Origin of the sequence: Sphingomonas molluscorum (genome assembly GCF_039522995.1) — a bacterium.
Classification (GTDB): Bacteria; Pseudomonadota; Alphaproteobacteria; order Sphingomonadales; family Sphingomonadaceae; genus Sphingomonas; species Sphingomonas molluscorum.
The window spans coordinates 132,143-149,195 of sequence record NZ_BAAAEL010000001.1; the positions used below are offsets into that span (position 1 = coordinate 132,143).

Below are 17,053 nucleotides of genomic sequence, written 5' to 3' on the forward strand. Positions count from 1 at the left end.
CGTATCAAATCCATCTTTGGCCCACAATGGGCTAACCTGGGTGAGAGTGGGATTTACCGCCACTTTTTCCCGCTTGGTCCGGGATTCACCGCCACGCGTAAGAACCCGGCTCCCGTCGAGGAGACGGGACCGGGCGAATGGCAGTGGGAGAGAATGGGAAACGCCGCCCGATCGCGGATACAGGCGCGCGAGCGCGCACGCCGGCTGGCGTTGCGCGGAACCCTCCGTCAGCGGGTGGAAACCGCCCCTATTGGGGAATCGAAGCCGGCGGCTCCATCGGCGCGAGCTTGGCAGGCGGCGCGATGCTGTTGGTGGCGGCGGGCGCGATGCCGAGCTCGGCGAGCGGCTCGCGACCCGCGTCGGCGGTGCTCACGCCCTTGTCGGTGCCGGTCATGTTGGCGACCGTCTCCACGTTGGGCGCGCCGACCGCCACCACCGGCGCATCGTTGCGCGCGGAACTGACCAGCGCACTCGCCAGCAGGATGAGGATGAGCACGACGGCGAGGCCGGTCATCCCGACCCGCACACGCTGCATCGCGCTCAGCTGTTCATTGGCATTCGGCATGCGTGAAGGAGAACTAGTCGAATCGTCCGCCACTGTCGACCGTGGCGTCAGGCTGCCGCCGCTTCGCGTCGCGGTGCGAGGCCCTTCGCCGCCAGCCATTCGGGGTTGTAGAGGGTGGAGAGATAGCGAAAGCCCGTGTCGCACAGGATCGTCGCGACCCGGCTGCCGGCCCCAAGCTCCCGCGCCAGGCGCACGGCCCCGGCGACGTTGATGCCCGACGACAGGCCGAGGCAGATCCCCTCCTCGTCCAGGAGGCGGCGGACCCATTCATAGCCCTCGGCATCGGAGATGCGGAACTGGGTGTCGATCGGCGCCCCCTCCAGGTTGGCGGTGATGCGCCCCTGGCCGATCCCTTCCGCGACCGAGGACCCTTCGGACTTCAGCTCGCCGCAGGCATAATATTCGTAGAGCGCGGCGCCATGCGGATCGCTGAGCGCGATGGTGACGTTCGGGTCCCGCTCCTTCAGCGCCAGGCCGACACCCGCGAGCGTGCCGCCCGTCCCCGCCGCACAGGTGAAGCCGTCGATGCGGCCGTCCATCTGGTCCCAGATCTCGGGCGCGGTGCCGGTGATGTGCGCGCGGCGGTTGGCGATGTTGTCGAACTGGTTCGCCCAAATCGCGTTCGGCGTCTCCTCAGCGATGCGGCGCGAGGTGTGCACGAAATGGCCGGGGTTGGAATAGGGCGCCGCCGGCACCAGCACGAGTTCGGCGCCGAGCGCGCGCAGCGTGTCCATCTTCTCCCGGCTCTGCGTCTCCGGCATCACGATGATGGTGCGATAGCCCTTGGCATTGGCAACCAGCGCCAGGCCGATGCCGGTGTTGCCGGCCGTCCCCTCGACGATGGTGCCGCCGGGCGCGATCAGGCCGCGCGCCTCCGCATCCTCGATGATCGAAAGCGCCGCGCGGTCCTTCACCGAGGCGCCAGGGTTGGCGAACTCGCACTTGCCGTAGATTTCCGCGCCCGCAGCCTCGCTTGGACCTTTCAACAGGACGAGCGGAGTGTTGCCGATCAGGGCGAGCGAGTTGGGAGCGGTGTGCATGACGGCTACATGGGTGCAAGCCGCCGCGGGCACAAGCAAGCGATGCTACGGGCGGGCCAACCCGCATTCGCTGGATGCCCGCGCTTTTCGGTTCAGCTTGGCGCCCGAAGGCAATAGGGCGCGGGCCGGACACAAGGGGATTTCCACCATGAAGCTGTCGCACTCCATCGCCGCGCTCGCGGTGTGCGCTCCTGCCGCCGCCGTGGCGCAGGAGGCAACGCCGCCCGCGAACGAAGTGGTGGTCACCGGCCGCGGGCTGGAGACACCCGCCGAAGCGACGGTGGCAGTGGTCGAGATCGATCGCGAGCGTATCTTGTCGGAAGCGAGCCACCGGCTCGAGACCCTGCTCGCCGACGCGGCCGGCCTGCAGCAGTTCCGGCGCGCCGACTCGCGATCGGCGCATCCGACCGCGCAGGGGCTGTCGCTGCGCGGCATTGGCGGCAATGCGTCGAGCCGCGCGCTGCTGATCCTGGACGGCGTGCCTCAGGCGGACCCGTTCGGCGGCTGGGTCGCCTTCCCCGCCTATGCGACCGAGCGGCTGGGCCGCATCCGCGTGACCCGCGGGGGCGGCAGCGGCTTCTGGGGGTCGGGCGCGCTCGCCGGCACGGTCGAGCTGGAGAGCGCGACGCCGGACCAGCTGTCGCCGCTCACCGGCAGCATCGCCTATGGCAGCCGCGACTCGGTGGAGGCCAACGGCTCGGCAACGCTGGTGCGCGGCAGCGGCTTTGCGACGGTGTCGGGCGCCTATGCCCGCGGCGACGGCTTCGTGCCGACCGTGGCGGAAGACCGCGGCCCCGCCGATCGCGCCGCACCCTATGAGCAGGCGTCAGGCGCGATCCGGGCGGGGATCGCGATCGCCCCGGAGACCGAGGTGCAGGTCAACGTCAGCGCCTTTACCGACCGGCGCGAGCGCGGCACCGCCTTTACCGACAACAGCAGCGAGGGCGCGGACGCGAGCGTGCGGCTAGTCGGGCGCGGCCGCTGGGGCTGGTCGGCGCTGGGCTATGTCCAGACGCGGGCGTTCGCGAGCAGCTTTGCGAGCGTCGATGCGACGCGGACCACCGCCACCCAGTCGCTGGACCAGTATAACGTGCCGGCCACCGGCATCGGCGCGCGCTTCGAAGTCGCGCCGCCAGTCGGCAAGGGCATCTCGCTGCGGCTGGGCGGCGACGTGCGGGCGCTCGAGGGGCGCACGCAGGAACGCTACACCTTTGTCGCGGGCAGCCCGACGCGCCGCCGGGAGACCGGCGGGCGGACGCAAACGCTGGGCCTGTTTGCGGACGGATCGGCGCAGTTGGGCGACCTGACCCTGTCGCTGGGCGGGCGTGTCGATTGGTGGCGGATCGAGGACGGGCATCTCGACGAGCGCGCGCTCACCGGGGGCGCGGCCCTGACCGACACGCGCTTTGCCGATCGCGACGGCAGCGAGGCGACCGGCCGTGCGGGGATCGCGTGGCAGGCGAGCGATGCGATCGCCTTGCGGGCCGCGGCCTATCGCGGGTGGCGGCTGCCGACGCTCAACGAGCTCTACCGTCCGTTCCGGGTGGGGCCGGACGCCACCGCCGCCAACCCGGACCTGGCGCCCGAGCAGCTGACCGGGGCCGAGGGCGGCGTTACCCTCACCCCGCTGCCGGGCATGCAGCTGTCGGGCACCTTCTTCTGGAACCGGCTGGAGGATGCGATCGCCAATGTGACGGAGGGCCGCGGGCCGGGCACTTTCCCGGGTGTGGGCTTCGTGTCGGCGGCGGGCGTCTATCGGGTGCGGCGCAACCTCGACGCGATCGAGTCGAAGGGGTTCGAGCTGGATGCGAGCTACCGGCCGGGGCCGTTCGGCGCGCGCGTGTCCTGGTCGCACACCGATCCGCGGGTGGAGGCGTCGGGCAGCGCCGCGGCGCTCGACGGGCTGCGGCCGGCGCAGACGCCGCGCGACCTGGTGTCGGCGACCGTCGACTGGCGGCAGGGCGGCTGGGGCGCCGCACTGACGCTGCGCCACGCCGCCCGCCAGTTCGAGGACGATGCCAATGAGGAGGCGCTCGCCCCCGCGACCACAGTCGACGCCTTCTTCGCGGCACCGATCCGCGCCGGCTTCTCCCTGGAGTTGCGGGGCGAGAACCTGCTCAACGAGCGGGTGGAAACCGGCATCAGCGGCGCCGACGTGGTCGAGCGGGCGTCGCCGCGGACGCTGTGGGTGGGGCTGCGCTACCGGGGGTAAGCGGCACGCCGGGGCAGGAGAAGACTTACATCTCCACGACCGTCCCGGCGAGGCGTTCGACCTCCCCGGGATCGTGGGTGACCATCAGCATCGGAAGCGCGAGTTCGTCGCGGAGCCGCTCGATGGTGCGCATCACCTCCTCGCGCCGGTTGCGGTCGAGCGAGGACATGGGCTCGTCCAGCAACAGGAAGCGCGCACCCGACAGCAGCGCTCGGCCGATCGCGACGCGGCGCGCCTCCCCGCCAGAGAGCGTTCGGGGCCAGCGATCGAGCAGGGGTTCGAGCTCCAGCAGCGCCACCGTCTCGTCGAAGCCGATCAGCGCCCCCTCCCGCGCCGCGCGGCGGGCGCCGTAGCGCAGGTTGCTGTGCACCCGCAGGTGCGGGAACAGCCGCGCCTCCTGGAAGACATAGCCTGCCTGGCGCCGCGCCACGGGCACGTCGATGCCGGTGGCGGAGTCGAACAGCGTGCGATCGCGCACGCGGACATGGCCGCGATCGGGGCGGACCAGGCCGGCGACCATGTTCAGCACCGTGGTCTTGCCGGCACCCGAAGGACCGAACAGCAACGTCAGCCCGGGTTCCGGCGCGATCCGGCACGCGAAGCTTCGGTCGCCGCGGCGGAGCACGACATCGACGTCAAAGGACATGCAGCCTCCGCCCGGAACGGCGGGTCAGCACCTCGGAGATGACGAGCGCGGCCAGGGCGAGCGCCACCGAGAGGAGTGCCAGCCGCAGCACCGCCGGCTCGCGCCCGGGCACCTGGAGCGCGTCATAGATGGCGAGCGGCAGCGTCTGGGTTTCGCCCGGGACGTTGGAGACGAAGGTGATGGTCGCGCCGAACTCGCCGAGTGCCCGCGCGAAGCCGAGCACGGCGCCGGCCAGCACACCGGGAAGGCTCAGCGGCAATGTGATCGTCGCAAAGACGCGCATCCGCCCTGCCCCGAGCGTGCGTGCGGCCGATTCGAGGCGCTGGTCGACCGCCTCGATCGACAGGCGCATCGCCCGCACCATCAGCGGCAGCGCCATCACCGCCGCCGCGATCGCCGCCCCCGTCCAGCGGAACAGCACGGTCTCGCCGGTCCAGCGTTCGAGAAGCGCGCCGATCGGGCCTGCGGGCGCGAAGGCGAGCAGCAGCAGCCAGCCGGTCACCACCGGCGGCAGCACCAGCGGCAAGTGGACGATGCCGTCGAGCAGCACCCGGCCGGGAAAGCGCCCGCGAGCGAGCAGCCAGGCGAGCGCGAAGGCGACCGGCAGCGCCGCTACCACGGCCACCCCGCCGACGCGCAGCGACAGCCAGACGACGGTCCACTCCTCAGGCGACAGTTCCACTGTTCAGCGCGTCGAGAAGCCGAAGCGGGCGAAGATCGCCTTGCCCTCGCGGCTGTTCAGGAATCGGCGGAAAGGCTCCGCATCCGGGCTGGTCCCGTTCTTGAGGCGGGCCGCGGGGTAGACGATCGGGGGATAGCTGCCGGCGGGAAACACCCCTGCGATCCGCACCTTTGCAGAGGCGCGCGCGTCCGTCGCATAGACGATGCCGAGCGGCGCCACGCCGCGCTCCACCAGCGCAAGGGCGGCGCGCACGCTTTCGCCCCGCACCACCAGCGGCGCGACCTGCTGCCAGCCGCCGAGCTTTTCAAGCGCCGCCTTGCCGTATTTGCCGGCCGGCACCGCGTCGGGATTGGCCATGGCGAGCCGCCCGCGAGGCCCGAGTGCGGGGCGGAGATCGACGCCGGGGCGCAACGCGACGCGAACGCTGCTGCCTTTCGGCGCGATCAGCACCAGCCGGTTGCCGAGAAGATCGGTGCGCGTGCCGGGCACGACGAGCCCACGCCGATCGAGATCGTCCATCCAGTCGCGATCGGCGGACACGAACAGGTCGGCGGGCGCGCCGGAGGCGGCTTGTCGGGCGAGCGCCGAACTGGCGGCGAACGACAGGCGCGGCCGCGGATGGCCCCGGCGCGCCCAGGCGTCGGCCGCCGCGTTCATCGACTCCTGCAGGCTCGCCGCGGCGAGCACCAGCGGCGGCCGCGGCTGTGCAGCAACGGGCGTGAAAGCGGAAGCACCCGCCAGCCCCAGCAGCGCGAGCGCAGCGAGCACGCCTCGTCTCAACATCCCCGTCTCCGTCTCATTCCGCCGTTCCTAGCGGGAGACGGAGGCGGTTGCACCTGTCGCTTGGCCGGCCGCCTGCGGCCGGCCGAACGGGTCAGGACTTGCCGGTCATCTGGCCGATGGTGGCGCGGCCGAAGCTTGCGATGAGTTCGCCGATTTCCCGGGCCTGGGCGACCGAGCGCGTGCTCTGTTCGCGCATATATTCGCTTTGCAGGCGCATCACCTCGGTCATGTCGTGGGCCTGGGCGGCGGCACGCATCATCCGAAAGGCTTCGCGGGTGTTGGTCTCGGCCTGGTCGAGCATCCTGAGGCCGAGCTCGCTGCCCTGGCCGGCGATCTGCCCGCCGGCCGCGCGCATGCGCTCGCCCGCGGCGCGCAGCCCCTCGGCCATGCCGCCGGCCGCGTCGCCCGATCCGCCCGGCATGCCGTCGCCGCCGAAGGCATTGTCCGCGCCGCCGATGCCTGCTCCCGTGGTTGCGGCACCGTCGCCTGCGGGTTCGGAGGTGCTGTTACCGGGATTCTGTTCCGCCATGTCTGTCTCCTGCCGGCGCGGCGCCCGGCCTCGAAAAGGGGGTCTGCCCGCGCCTGTCGGTGCGACGCGCGAGGATCGGCAAGGTTCCGCGCCGGCCGGCCGTTTCATCTCCGCAACGGAACGACTTCCCGCGCGAAAAGTTGATCGTCTCCCAGCCGTCGTCCTTGAGCGGAGTCGAGCCGTCGCCACCGCCTATGAATTCAAGCCGCACGAGCGGCCGCTGCTTCCGGGCTCGCCGGCAACGCCCGAGCATCCGCTCGGCCGCCGCTACGCCTATTTCGCGGTCGGAACCCTGCTGGGGCTCACCGGCGGCCTGAACAACGGGCTGCTCACCGCCAACCTGCCCCAGATCCAGGGGTCGCTCGGCCTGACGCCCGTGCAAGGTGGTTGGCTAACCGCGATCAACGCGATGACCAGCGTGTGCATGGGCATGCTGCTGATCAAGTTCCGCCAGCAGTTCGGCCTGCAGCGCTTCACCCGCGTGTTCCTGATCGCGTTCCTGTGCCTCAACGTCTTCCAGCTGTTTGTCCACGGCTATGTGACCCAGCTGATCGTCCGCGGGGCGGCCGGGCTGGTGGGAAGCGCGCTCACGACGCTGTGCTTCATGTACATCATGCAGTCGCTGCCGGCGTCGATGCGCTTGTCCGGCATGATTATCGGCTTCGGCTCCTCCACGGTGGCGCTGCCGCTGGCGCGGGTGATCTCACCGCTGCTGCTGCTGGACGGGCACATCCAGAACCTGTTCCTGTTCGAGCTGGGCCTGACCCTCGCCGCGCTCGCCTCGGTCGGCCTGCTCCGCCTGCCGCCGAGCGAGCGGTTCCAGGCCTTCGAGCGGATCGACTTCCTGACCTTTGCCCTGTTCGCACCGGGCATGGCGCTGCTGTGCGCAGTGCTGGTGCAAGGCCGCATCCAGTGGTGGACCACCGAATGGCTGGGCTATGCGATCGCCGCGGCGATCCCGCTGATCGGGACCGCACTGCTGATCGAGCACAACCGGGCCAACCCGCTGCTCAACACGCGCTGGATGCGCAACGGCAACATCCTGCGGTTCGCGACCGTCGCGGCATCGATGCGCATCCTGCTGTCCGAACAGAATTTCGGCTCCATCGGCCTGCTGACCGCGCTGGGTATGGGCAACGAGCAGCTGGTCACGCTGAACGTGGTGGTGGTGTTCGCGTCGATCGCGGGCATCTGCGTGAGCCTGGCGACCCTCACCCCGAACGAGCTGGGGCTGCCGGTGATCGCGTCGGTGGTGCTGATCGGTATCGCGGCGTGGATGGACTCGCACGCGACCAACCTCACCCGACCCGCCAACCTCTACCTGAGCCAAGCGCTGATCGCCTTTGCCGCGCTGTTCTTCCTGGGGCCGATGATCATGATCGGCATCTTCCGCGCGCTCGCCCGCGGGCCGAGTCACATCATCAGCTTTTCCGCCGTGTTCGGCATCTCCCAAACGATGGGCGGGCTGGTCGGGTCTTCGCTGCTGGGCAGCCTGCAGATCGTGCGGGAGAAGTTCCACGCGTTCCAGATCACGCAGGCGCTGACGACGACGGACCCGCAGGTCGTGTCGCGCATCCGGCAACTCGGAGGCGCCTATGCGTCGGCGATCGGCGATCCCGTCCGGCAGCAGGCGCAGGGCACGAGCCTCCTAGCCCAGCTGGTCACGCGCGAGGCGAACATCCTGGCCTACAACGACGTTTTCCTGATGGTCGCGATGCTCTCGGTCGTGCTGACCGTGTGGCTCGGCGGCTATTGGCTCTATCACAAGGTGCGCGGGGTCAACCCGTTGGCCGAGGAACTGGCAGCAGTGCAACGGATGCGACAGACGACGTGAGCGATATTCGCCCCCCCGCCCCGGAGCCGCACGAGCGGCTCAAGGATCCGATCGAGGTCCCGCCGCAGGCCGACGCGGCTGCCGCTCCCGCGCCGGCGCCTTCGCGCGGCTGGGCACCGCCACGCGGTAGCCTGCGCGCCACGATCGGCTTCATCGCGATGCTGGTCGCAGGCGTGCTGCTGGCACTCTATGCCTGGGGCCTGCCGCCCTTCACCACGGCGTTCCAGGAGACGGACAACGCCTATGTCCGCGGGCAGACGACGGTGATCGCGCCCCAGGTCAACGGCTATATCACCGAGGTGGCCGTGCGCGATTTCGAGGTGGTGAAGAAGGGGCAGGTCCTCGCCCGGATCGACGACCGCATCTATCGTCAGCGGGTAGAGCAGGCGCGCGCGCAGCTCGCCACCCAGATCGCGACGCTCAGCAACTCCGCCCAGAGCCAGCGGTCGAGCCAGGCGACGCTGGGCGGCCAGGCCGCGGCGGTCGAGAATGCACGCGCCCAGCTCGCCCGTGCCCAGGCGGACATGCGGCGCGTCGCCGAACTGGTGGACGAGGGATCGGTGTCGCTGCGCGAGCGCGACCAGACGCTCGCGGCGTTGCGCCAGGCGGAAGCGGCGGTACATCAAGCGGAGGCGCAACGCAGCGTCGCCCAGGAACAGGTGCGATCGGTGACAGTCGGCCGCGGCGGGCTGGAGGCGGCGGTGGAAGGTGCGCGCGCGGCGCTGCGCCTCGCCGAGATCGACCTTGCCAACACGGTGATCCGGGCACCGCAGGACGGGCGCCTGGGTGAAGTGGGCGTGCGGCTGGGGCAATATGTCACCGCGGGCACGCAGCTGGTGTTCCTGGTTCCGCCAACCGTGTGGGTCATGGCCAATTTTATGGAAGCGCAGACCGCGCGCATGGCGCCTGGCCAGCCAGCCACCATCCGCGTCGATGCGCTCGCCCGCGCCGAACTGCACGGCCGGGTCGAGCGCATCGCGCCGGCCGCCGCCAACGAGTTCACCGTGATCCGGCCCGACAATGCCACCGGCAACTTCGTGAAGGTGGCGCAGCGTATCCCGGTGCGGATCGCGATCGACCGCAACGACCCGCTGTTCGACCGGCTGCGGCCGGGCATGTCGGTGGATGCACGCGTCGATACCCGGGGCACCCCCGCCCCGACCGCCCGATGAGGCGCAGCCTCTGCGCGCTTGCGGCGGTCGCCTTGGCTGCCGGCTGCACCCCACCCGAGACGCCCCCGCCCGCGGGTGCCTCTGTCACGCCTCCGGCGGCATGGCGCACGCAGTTGCCGGCCGGCGCGACGGTCGACGCGCAGTGGTGGCAGCGCTTCGGCGATCCGGTGCTGACCCGGCTGGTGGAGGCGGCGCTTGCCCGCAACAGCGACATCGGGATCGCGGTCGCGCGGGTGCGGGAGGCGCGCGCCCAGGAGACGATCGCCCGCGCCGCCCGGCTGCCGACCCTCAGCGCCGGCACCAGCCTTACCGAATCGCGCAGCGTCAATGCGCTCGGCCAGCCCGGGGTCGGCACCTCAGCCCAGCCGGTGTTCCAGGCGGCCTATGAGATCGACCTGTTCGGGCGGATCGCGAACCAGGTCGAGGCGGCGCGGCTGTCCGCCGAATCCGCGGCCGCTGCGGCGGACGCCGCGCGGCTGAGCGTCGCTGCGGCGACCGCATCCGGCTACATCACCCTGCGCGGGCTGGATGCTCGCATCGCCATCGCGCGCGATACGATCGCCTCCCGCGGCGAGGCGCTGCGCATCGCCCGCAACCGCGCCGAAGTCGGCTACACCTCCGAACTGGAGCTCCGCCAAGCCGAGGCCGAGTATCAGAACGTCGCGCAGACGCTGCCGACGCTCGAGCTCGCCGCGCGGCGGCAGGAGGATGCCCTGGCGGTGCTGATCGGCGAGTCGCCCCGCGCCATCGAACGCGGAGCCACGCTCGCGACGCTGCAGGCGCCGGCAATCCCGGCCACCCTGCCCTCCGAACTGCTGCGCCGGCGTCCGGACATCGCGCAGGCCGAGCTGACCCTGGCGGCGTCGGACGCGACGCTCGCCGCCTCGCGGGCGGCGTTTCTTCCCTCGCTCAACCTGGCGGCATCGACCGGTGAGCTGTTCTCCAGCTCGCTGGGCAGCCCGGTCGGCATCTGGTCGCTGGGGGCAAGCGTGCTCGCGCCGATCTTCCAGGGCGGGCGGCTGCGCGGCGGCGTCGAGGCTTCGGCCGCCCGGCGGGACCAGGCGGCGTTCGGCTATCAGCGGACGGTGCTGACCGCGTTCCGCGAGGTGGAGGATGCGCTCGCCGCCGTCGACCGGCTGGGCGAACAGCAGCGCCGGCTGGAGGCGCAGCGCGTGGCACTTGCAGAGACGCTACGGCACGCGACCAACCGCTATCGCGCCGGCTACAGCCCCTATCTGGAGCAGCTCGATGCGCAGCGCAGCCTGTTCAACGCGCAGCTGGCGCTTGCCCAGGCGCGCGCCGACCAGCTGACCGCCTTGGTGGCCGTCTACCAGTCGATGGGCGGCGGCTGGGCGGGCCCGCCGACGCCGTAGTTCCGCCGGGGCGGGTTCGCGCGCGGCGCACGGTCCGTCGGCCGTTCGTTCCGGTACCCCGGCGAAGGCCGGGGTCCAGTTATGACGTCGGCCGAAAGGGCAGCGAGCCTCGCACGGTCACCCCAACTGGGCCCCGGCCTCCGGCGGGGTACGCCCGAACCGCTATCGCGCTATTCGCTGGCGGCGCTGCCGGCGTCCTTCGGCGCCGTCTCCGGCGCGCGGAGCACGGCCTTCAGGTTCATGAACTCGTGCAGGCCCCAGGGGCCGAGCTCGCGGCCGTGGCCGGAGCGCTTGATACCGCCGAACGGCGCCTCCGGGACCGAGGCGAGTATCTGGTTGATCGCGGTCATGCCCGCTTCGATGTCGCGCACGAAGCGCTCTTGCTCGGAGGGGTCCTTGGTCCAGACGCTGGAGCCGAGGCCGAAGGGCACGTCGTTGGCGATGCGGATCGCCTCGTCGATGTCGGCGGCGCGAAACACCATCGCGACCGGGCCGAACAATTCCTCCTGCGCAACCGGATCGTCGAGCGGCACGTCGACAAGCACGCCGGGCGTCATCCAGGCACCGGGGCGATCGATCTTTTCGGCCCCCATCAGCAGCCGCGCGCCCTTCTCCTGCGCGGTCGCGACCTGTTCGAGGACGGTGTCGCGCTGCTCCACGCTGGAGAGCGGCCCCATGGTCGTGTCCTCGGCCATCGGGTCATCGATCTTGGCGTCGCGCATGCCTTGCGCGAACTTGTCGAGGAAGGCGTCGTAGATGTCGGCGTGGACGATCATCCGCTTGGCGCAGACGCACGACTGGCCTGCGTTCTGGATGCGGCCGGTGACCGCCGCCTGGGCCGCCGCGTCGAGATCGGCAGAGGGCATGACGATGAATGGGTCCGAACCGCCGAGTTCGAGCACCACCTTCTTGAGCGCGCGGCCTGCGGCCTCGGCGACCTTGATGCCTGCGCCCTCGCTTCCCGTCAGCGTGACGGCGACGATGCGATCGTCCTCGATCAGCGGTGCCACCCGACGCGACGGAATGCCGAGGTTCGCGAACAGCCCCTCCGGCGCACCGGCCGCCGTCACCATCTCCTCGATCGCCTGCGCACAGCCCTGGGTGAGCGAGGCGTGCTTTAGAAGGCCGACGTTGCCCGCCAGGATGCAGGGGGCAAGGAAGCGCACCACCTGCCAATAGGGGAAGTTCCACGGCATGATCGCGAGCACCACGCCGATCGGCAGCCAGCGCGCGGTGCCCGTGCCCTTGGCCAGCGGCACCTCGACCGGCTCCAGCAGCTTCGGGCCGTGCTCGGCATAATAGCGAAAGCCGCTGACGCATTTCTCGACCTCGGCAATCGCGGACTTGAGCGTCTTGCCCATCTCGCGCGTCGCGATCTCGCCAAGGCGTTGCTTGTTTGCCTCAAACTGGTCGGCGATCGCCGAGAGCAGCGCCGTGCGGGTGGCGAGATCGGTCGTGCGCCACTGCGCGAAGGCGGCGTGGGCGGCGGCGACCTTCTTCTCCACTTCGGCGTCCGTCAGCTCGGGGTAGGTTGCGACGGTCTCGCCCGTGGCGGGGTTGATGCTGGTGAACATGGGGACTTTCTCGACGGTTTCGGGGTTGCCGCAGTAACGCGGCAGCACGCCGATCGGTCCGGCGGTTGCGCCTTTAGCGGACCTGCCGCATAGCTCGCGCATGACAGAAGAACAGGACGTCGCGGGGCTCAGCTTCGAGCAGGCGCTCAAGGAATTGGAGCAGATCGTCGGCCGGCTGGAAACGGGCGACGAGGAGCTCGACAAGGCGATCCAGCTCTATGAGCGGGGCGACAAGCTGCGCCAGCATTGCGCCGCCCGCCTGGATGCCGCGCAGGAGCGGATCGAGGCGATCCGCCTGGGCGCCGACGGCCGCCCGACCGGCACCACGCCCTTTGCCGCAGGCTGACGTGGCGACCGCCGAAACCCTGTCGTCGCTGGACACCGCGCTGCGCGAGGTCGGGGCGGAGATCGACCGGCAGTTCGACCTGCTACTGCCGGTGCCCGAGGATGCACGCGCGCCGCTATACGAGGCGATGCGCCATGCCGCGATCGGCGGCGGCAAGCGGCTGCGGCCCCTGCTGGTGTTCGCCACCGGCCAGCTGTTCGCAGTGGACCGCACCTGTCTGGCGCGCGTCGCGACTGCGATCGAGTGCATCCACGTCTACAGCCTGATCCACGACGATTTGCCGGCGATGGACGACGACGACCTGCGCCGCGGCAAGCCGACGGTGCACAAGGCGTTCGACGAGGCGACGGCGATCCTGGCCGGCGATTCGCTCCACGCGCTGGCGTTCGAGCTGCTGGCGGACGAGGAGACCCATGCCGATCCGCGGGTGCGCGTCGAACTGATCGCGGATCTCGCGCGCTCGGCCGGGCCGGCTGGCATGGCGGGTGGTCAGGCGATGGACCTGGAGGCGGAGGGCACGCGCTTCGATCTTGCCACCGTGACCCGGCTGCAGGCACTCAAGACCGGCGCGCTGATCGCCTGTTCGGTCGAAGCCGGCGCGATCCTGGGCCGGTTGCCGGCAGAGGGTCGCACCGGCCTGCGCGGCTATGCGCATGACCTGGGCCTCGCCTTCCAGATCGCCGACGACCTGCTCGACGTGGAAGGCGACGAGGCGGCGGTCGGCAAGGCGCTCCGCAAGGATGGGGACGCCGGCAAGGAGACGTTCGTCTCGCTGCTGGGGCAGGAGCGTGCGCGCGAACAGGCGCGCATGCTGATCGACCAGGCGGTGGCGCACCTCCACGCCTTCGGACCGGAGGCGAACCTCTTGCGCGACATCGCCCGCTATGTGCTGGAGCGCGACCGGTGACCCATCGCATCGGCGTCTATCCGGGCACCTTCGACCCGATCACGCGCGGCCACATGGACATCATCCGGCGCGGCGCCAAGCTGGTCGACCGGCTGGTGATTGGCGTGACCACCAACCCGTCCAAGTCGCCGATGTTCTCGCTGGCCGAGCGGCTGGCGATGGTGGAGCGCGAGGTCGCCGACATCGGCGGCGACATCCGGGTCGTAAGCTTCGACTCACTGCTGATGGACTTCGCCGAGCGCGAGCATGCGAGCGTAATCGTGCGGGGGCTGCGCGCCGTCGCGGACTTCGAATATGAATATCAGATGGCCGGCATGAACCAGCAGATCAATCCGCGGGTCGAGACGGTGTTCCTGATGGCCGACGTCTCGCTCCAGCCGATCGCCAGCCGGCTGGTCAAGGAGATTGCCCTCTACGGCGGGGACATCAGCAAGTTCGTGAACCCGGCCGTGCGCGAGGATGTCGCGGCGCGGGTCGAGCAGATGGGACGCAAGGGCAGCGCCTGACGCGCGGCCGATGGGCTAGCATCACCTCCCCCCGGCCCGCTACCCAGGCGGGGATGGGACACGACCACGCGAATCACGCACACGGCCACGGACACGGCCATGCGCACGGCGGCCATGGGCATAGCCATGCGCCCGCCGACTTCGGCCGCGCCTTTGCGATCGGCACCGCGCTCAACCTGGTGTTCGTGGGCATTGAAGGGGGTGCGGGGTTCCTGACCAACTCGGTCGCGCTACTGGCGGACGCCGGGCACAATCTGTCGGACGTGCTGGGGCTGCTGATCGCCTGGGGCGGCGCGGAGCTTGCCAAGCGGCCGACATCCAAGCGCTTCACCTATGGCCTGCGCGGCTCCTCGATCCTGGCAGCGCTCGCGAACGCGCTGGTGCTGATGGTGGCGGTGGGTGCCATCGCGCTGGAGGCGTTCCGCCGCCTGTCCGACCCGCAGCCGATCGAGGCCGGACTGGTGATGATCGTCGCCGCCATCGGCATCGTGGTGAACCTGGGCACGGCCATGCTGTTCGCGAGCGGGCGCAAGGGCGACGTGAACATCCGCGGCGCATTCCTGCACATGGCGGCGGACGCGGCGGTTTCGGCAGGCGTCGTGATCGCCGGCGCGCTTTACTTGTGGAGCGGGGCGGCGTGGATCGATCCGGCCGTCAGCCTGCTCGTCGTGGCGGTGATCCTGTGGAGCACTTGGGGGCTGCTCAAGGAATCCACCGTGCTCGCGCTGCAGGCGGTGCCGCCGGGGATTGACCCCGACAGGGTGGCGGCGATGCTGGAGGGGCTGCCCGGCGTCGCGCGGCTGCACGACCTGCACATCTGGCCGATGAGCACCACCGAGACGGCGCTGACCGCGCATCTGGTGATGCCGGGCGGGCACCCGGGCGACGCGTTCCTGGCGAGCACGCAGCACCGGCTGTCGCACGACTTCGGCATCGGCCATGCCACGCTGCAGATCGAGCTGTCCGAAGCCGCGGATTGCGGCATGGGCGAGCGGACGGTCTGATCGCGGCCGCTCACCTCCGCTAGCAGGGCGAAGGAGGGGCCGCGCGCCCCTCCCCTTATTCCCCGCCGACGCGCTGGATGTCGGCGCCGACGGCCTGCAGCTTTTCCTCCAGCCGCTCATAGCCGCGGTCGAGGTGATAGATGCGGCTGACCGAGGTCTCGCCTTCTGCGGCGAGGCCGGCGATGATGAGGCTCATCGAGGCGCGCAGGTCCGTCGCCATGACGGGCGCACCGACCAGCTTGTCGACGCCACGCACCACGGCAACCCGGCCGCGCACCTGGATGTCGGCGCCCATGCGGGCCAGTTCCGGCACGTGCATATAGCGGTTCTCGAAGATCGTCTCCGTGAGCACGCTGGCGCCATTCGCCTTGGTCAGCATCGCCATGAACTGCGCCTGCATGTCGGTGGCGAAGCCCGGGAACGGCGCGGTCGACAGGGTGAGCGGGCCGATGGGCCCGGTCGCCTCGACGAACAGCGCGTTGCGGCGCTCCTCTACGGTGACGCCCGCCTCGACCAGCGCGTTGATGGTCGCGCGCATGTCCTCGGCGGCGATCCCCGCCAGTTCGACCGCACCGCCGGTGATCGCGGCCGCGCAGGCATAGCTGCCCGCCTCGATGCGATCGGGCATGACGGCATAGGTGGCGCCGTGAAGGCGATCGACGCCCTCGATCTCCAGCCGCTCGGTGCCGATGCCGTCGATGCGCGCGCCCATCGCGACGAGGCAACGGCAGAGGTCCACGATCTCGGGCTCGCGCGCGGCGTTGTCGATCACCGAGGAACCGGAGGCGAGCACGGCCGCCATCAGTGCGTTCTCGGTGGCGCCCACCGAGACGATCGGGAAGGTCACCCGGCCACCCGGCAGGCGGCCGTTCGGCGCCGTCGCCTTCACATAGCCGGCGGCGAGCTCGATCTCCGCGCCCAGTGCCTCGAGCGCCTTCAGGTGAAGGTCGATCGGGCGGTTGCCGATCGCGCAGCCGCCCGGCAGCGACACGGTCGCCTCACCCGCACGCGCGACCAGCGGGCCGAGCACCAGGATGGAGGCGCGCATCTTGCGGACGATGTCATAGGGCGCGACCGTGGAGGTCAGGCGCTGCCCGCGCATCGTCATCACGCGGCCGAAGTCGCTGGGATGGGCGCCCTCGATCATGGTCGAGACGCCGAACTGGTTGAGCAGGTGGCCGAAGCTGTCGACGTCGGCGAGACGCGGCAGGTTGCGCAGCGTCAGCGGCTCTTCGGTCAGGAGCGCGCAGGGCAGCAGCGTGAGGGCAGCGTTCTTCGCGCCCGAGATGGCGATGCGGCCCTTCAGACGGTTGCCGCCGCGGATGAGGATACGGTCCATGGCGCGGCTTTACTCAGTTGCGGGCGGCGCGCAAGCGGCAGCCAGGGCCAGGCAGAACAATGGTCGGTGGTGCGTGCGGCCCTGGGCTCCTGCCTGCGCAGGAGCACAAGGAGCGAAGGGGGATCAGCGCCCGGCGATCAGGCCTTTTCGAGCGTGCATTGCAGCGGATGCTGGTTCTGGCGCGCGAAGTCCATCACTTGCCCGACCTTCGTTTCCGCCACCTCGTAGCTGAACACGCCGCAAACGCCGACGCCCTTCTGGTGGACGTGGAGCATCACGCGAGTCGCCTCTTCCATGTTCATCCGGAAGAAGCGCTGGAGGACGAGGACGACGAACTCCATCGGCGTGTAGTCGTCGTTGAGCATCAGCACGCGATAGGGCGTTGGCTTCTTGGTCCGCGTGCGGGTGCGCGTGGCGACACCCGAGACGGAGCCCGAATCGTCGTCCTTCTCGCCGCCTTCTGCAAGGCGGGGACGCAGGGTGGAGGCATCGATCATCACGAACGGCAAATATGGCATCGCAAGTCGCAAGGGCAAGGCCG

The 17,053-nt window shown here is 70.4% G+C and carries 17 protein-coding genes; 8 read left to right on the forward strand and 9 right to left on the reverse strand.

Features of this window, described 5'->3' with window-relative positions:
* Positions 1-247 precede the first annotated feature (247 nt).
* The gene (locus ABDZ92_RS00710) at positions 248-565 is read right to left on the reverse strand and encodes a hypothetical protein (protein WP_239434590.1); all 318 of its coding nucleotides are present in this window, start codon (positions 563-565) and stop codon (positions 248-250) included.
* Positions 566-612: 47 nt separating this feature from the next.
* Complete coding sequence (locus tag ABDZ92_RS00715) at positions 613-1,605, reverse strand: cysteine synthase A (RefSeq protein WP_125961461.1); 993 nt, start codon at positions 1,603-1,605, stop codon at positions 613-615.
* 148 nt (positions 1,606-1,753) lie between these two features.
* Between ABDZ92_RS00715 and ABDZ92_RS00720 the strand changes: the two genes are divergently transcribed.
* Positions 1,754-3,817, forward strand: coding sequence for a TonB-dependent receptor (locus ABDZ92_RS00720; protein WP_125961462.1), 2,064 nt, complete (start codon positions 1,754-1,756; stop codon positions 3,815-3,817).
* 25 nt (positions 3,818-3,842) lie between these two features.
* Here the strand turns inward: ABDZ92_RS00720 and ABDZ92_RS00725 are convergent, their stop codons facing one another.
* From ABDZ92_RS00725 to ABDZ92_RS00740, 4 genes are all read right to left on the reverse strand, one after another.
* Positions 3,843-4,463 (reverse strand): ATP-binding cassette domain-containing protein, encoded by a 621-nt coding sequence (locus ABDZ92_RS00725; RefSeq protein ID WP_125961463.1) that lies wholly within the window; start codon positions 4,461-4,463, stop codon positions 3,843-3,845.
* Positions 4,453-5,139, reverse strand: coding sequence for a molybdate ABC transporter permease subunit (modB, locus tag ABDZ92_RS00730; protein WP_125961474.1), 687 nt, complete (start codon positions 5,137-5,139; stop codon positions 4,453-4,455). Before modB ends, ABDZ92_RS00725 begins: the two co-directional genes overlap by 11 nt.
* A gap of 9 nt (positions 5,140-5,148) precedes the next feature.
* Positions 5,149-5,928 carry a molybdate ABC transporter substrate-binding protein gene (modA, locus tag ABDZ92_RS00735; RefSeq protein WP_125961464.1) on the reverse strand — a complete coding sequence of 260 codons (780 nt, stop codon included), beginning with the start codon at positions 5,926-5,928 and terminating at the stop codon, positions 5,149-5,151.
* A 91-nt stretch (positions 5,929-6,019) separates the two neighbouring features.
* The gene (locus tag ABDZ92_RS00740; protein WP_241211902.1) at positions 6,020-6,457 is read right to left on the reverse strand and encodes a phasin family protein; all 438 of its coding nucleotides are present in this window, start codon (positions 6,455-6,457) and stop codon (positions 6,020-6,022) included.
* Between ABDZ92_RS00740 and ABDZ92_RS00745 the strand changes: the two genes are divergently transcribed.
* From ABDZ92_RS00745 to ABDZ92_RS00755, 3 genes are read left to right on the forward strand one after another with little or no spacing between them, the layout of a single operon-like run.
* Positions 6,456-8,291 carry an MFS transporter gene (locus tag ABDZ92_RS00745; RefSeq protein ID WP_206432226.1) on the forward strand — a complete coding sequence of 612 codons (1,836 nt, stop codon included), beginning with the start codon at positions 6,456-6,458 and terminating at the stop codon, positions 8,289-8,291. The two genes, ABDZ92_RS00740 and ABDZ92_RS00745, sit on opposite strands and share 2 nt — an antisense overlap.
* Positions 8,288-9,463, forward strand: coding sequence for an HlyD family secretion protein (locus ABDZ92_RS00750; protein WP_241211903.1), 1,176 nt, complete (start codon positions 8,288-8,290; stop codon positions 9,461-9,463). The genes ABDZ92_RS00745 and ABDZ92_RS00750 overlap by 4 nt, the downstream gene beginning before the upstream one ends.
* The gene (locus ABDZ92_RS00755) at positions 9,460-10,836 is read left to right on the forward strand and encodes an efflux transporter outer membrane subunit (protein ID WP_272695200.1); all 1,377 of its coding nucleotides are present in this window, start codon (positions 9,460-9,462) and stop codon (positions 10,834-10,836) included. Before ABDZ92_RS00750 ends, ABDZ92_RS00755 begins: the two co-directional genes overlap by 4 nt.
* Before the next feature lie 170 nt (positions 10,837-11,006).
* Here ABDZ92_RS00755 and ABDZ92_RS00760 read toward each other — a convergent pair whose 3' ends face one another.
* On the reverse strand, positions 11,007-12,410 hold the full coding sequence (locus ABDZ92_RS00760) for an NAD-dependent succinate-semialdehyde dehydrogenase (RefSeq protein WP_125962021.1): 1,404 nt from the start codon (positions 12,408-12,410) through the stop codon (positions 11,007-11,009).
* 100 nt (positions 12,411-12,510) lie between these two features.
* Here ABDZ92_RS00760 and ABDZ92_RS00765 point away from each other — a divergent pair, with 100 nt between their 5' ends.
* The 4 genes from ABDZ92_RS00765 to ABDZ92_RS00780 are packed head-to-tail and all read left to right on the forward strand — an operon-like array spanning position 12,511 to position 15,173.
* Entirely contained in the window at positions 12,511-12,756 is a 246-nt protein-coding gene (locus ABDZ92_RS00765) for an exodeoxyribonuclease VII small subunit (protein ID WP_125962020.1), read from the forward strand.
* Between the two features lies 1 nt (position 12,757).
* Positions 12,758-13,663, forward strand: a complete 906-nt coding sequence (locus tag ABDZ92_RS00770; RefSeq protein WP_241211983.1) for a polyprenyl synthetase family protein — start codon at positions 12,758-12,760, stop codon at positions 13,661-13,663.
* Positions 13,660-14,169 (forward strand): pantetheine-phosphate adenylyltransferase, encoded by a 510-nt coding sequence (gene coaD / locus ABDZ92_RS00775; RefSeq protein ID WP_125962018.1) that lies wholly within the window; start codon positions 13,660-13,662, stop codon positions 14,167-14,169. Before ABDZ92_RS00770 ends, coaD begins: the two co-directional genes overlap by 4 nt.
* Positions 14,170-14,222: 53 nt before the next feature.
* Positions 14,223-15,173, forward strand: a complete 951-nt coding sequence (locus tag ABDZ92_RS00780; protein ID WP_125962017.1) for a cation diffusion facilitator family transporter — start codon at positions 14,223-14,225, stop codon at positions 15,171-15,173.
* A gap of 55 nt (positions 15,174-15,228) precedes the next feature.
* On the opposite strand, the gene murA is transcribed toward ABDZ92_RS00780, so the two are convergent.
* Both murA and clpS read right to left on the reverse strand, forming a co-directional pair.
* Positions 15,229-16,512, reverse strand: coding sequence for a UDP-N-acetylglucosamine 1-carboxyvinyltransferase (gene murA / locus ABDZ92_RS00785; RefSeq protein ID WP_125962016.1), 1,284 nt, complete (start codon positions 16,510-16,512; stop codon positions 15,229-15,231).
* A gap of 137 nt (positions 16,513-16,649) precedes the next feature.
* On the reverse strand, positions 16,650-17,030 hold the full coding sequence (gene clpS, locus ABDZ92_RS00790; RefSeq protein ID WP_425542267.1) for an ATP-dependent Clp protease adapter ClpS: 381 nt from the start codon (positions 17,028-17,030) through the stop codon (positions 16,650-16,652).
* Positions 17,031-17,053: the final 23 nt, after the last annotated feature.

Coding starts and splice junctions, on each gene's coding strand:
- ABDZ92_RS00745 (WP_206432226.1), top strand. CDS start 6,456: ATGTCTGTCTCCTGCCGGCGCGGCGCCCGGCCTCGAAAAGGGGGTCTG.
- ABDZ92_RS00755 (WP_272695200.1), top strand. CDS start 9,460: ATGAGGCGCAGCCTCTGCGCGCTTGCGGCGGTCGCCTTGGCTGCCGGC.
- ABDZ92_RS00740 (WP_241211902.1), bottom strand. CDS start 6,457: ATGGCGGAACAGAATCCCGGTAACAGCACCTCCGAACCCGCAGGCGAC.
- ABDZ92_RS00725 (WP_125961463.1), bottom strand. CDS start 4,463: ATGTCCTTTGACGTCGATGTCGTGCTCCGCCGCGGCGACCGAAGCTTC.
- ABDZ92_RS00710 (WP_239434590.1), bottom strand. CDS start 565: ATGCCGAATGCCAATGAACAGCTGAGCGCGATGCAGCGTGTGCGGGTC.
- modA (WP_125961464.1), bottom strand. CDS start 5,928: ATGTTGAGACGAGGCGTGCTCGCTGCGCTCGCGCTGCTGGGGCTGGCG.
- ABDZ92_RS00720 (WP_125961462.1), top strand. CDS start 1,754: ATGAAGCTGTCGCACTCCATCGCCGCGCTCGCGGTGTGCGCTCCTGCC.
- ABDZ92_RS00760 (WP_125962021.1), bottom strand. CDS start 12,410: ATGTTCACCAGCATCAACCCCGCCACGGGCGAGACCGTCGCAACCTAC.
- ABDZ92_RS00715 (WP_125961461.1), bottom strand. CDS start 1,605: ATGCACACCGCTCCCAACTCGCTCGCCCTGATCGGCAACACTCCGCTC.
- clpS (WP_425542267.1), bottom strand. CDS start 17,030: ATGCCATATTTGCCGTTCGTGATGATCGATGCCTCCACCCTGCGTCCC.
- ABDZ92_RS00765 (WP_125962020.1), top strand. CDS start 12,511: ATGACAGAAGAACAGGACGTCGCGGGGCTCAGCTTCGAGCAGGCGCTC.
- murA (WP_125962016.1), bottom strand. CDS start 16,512: ATGGACCGTATCCTCATCCGCGGCGGCAACCGTCTGAAGGGCCGCATC.
- ABDZ92_RS00780 (WP_125962017.1), top strand. CDS start 14,223: ATGGGACACGACCACGCGAATCACGCACACGGCCACGGACACGGCCAT.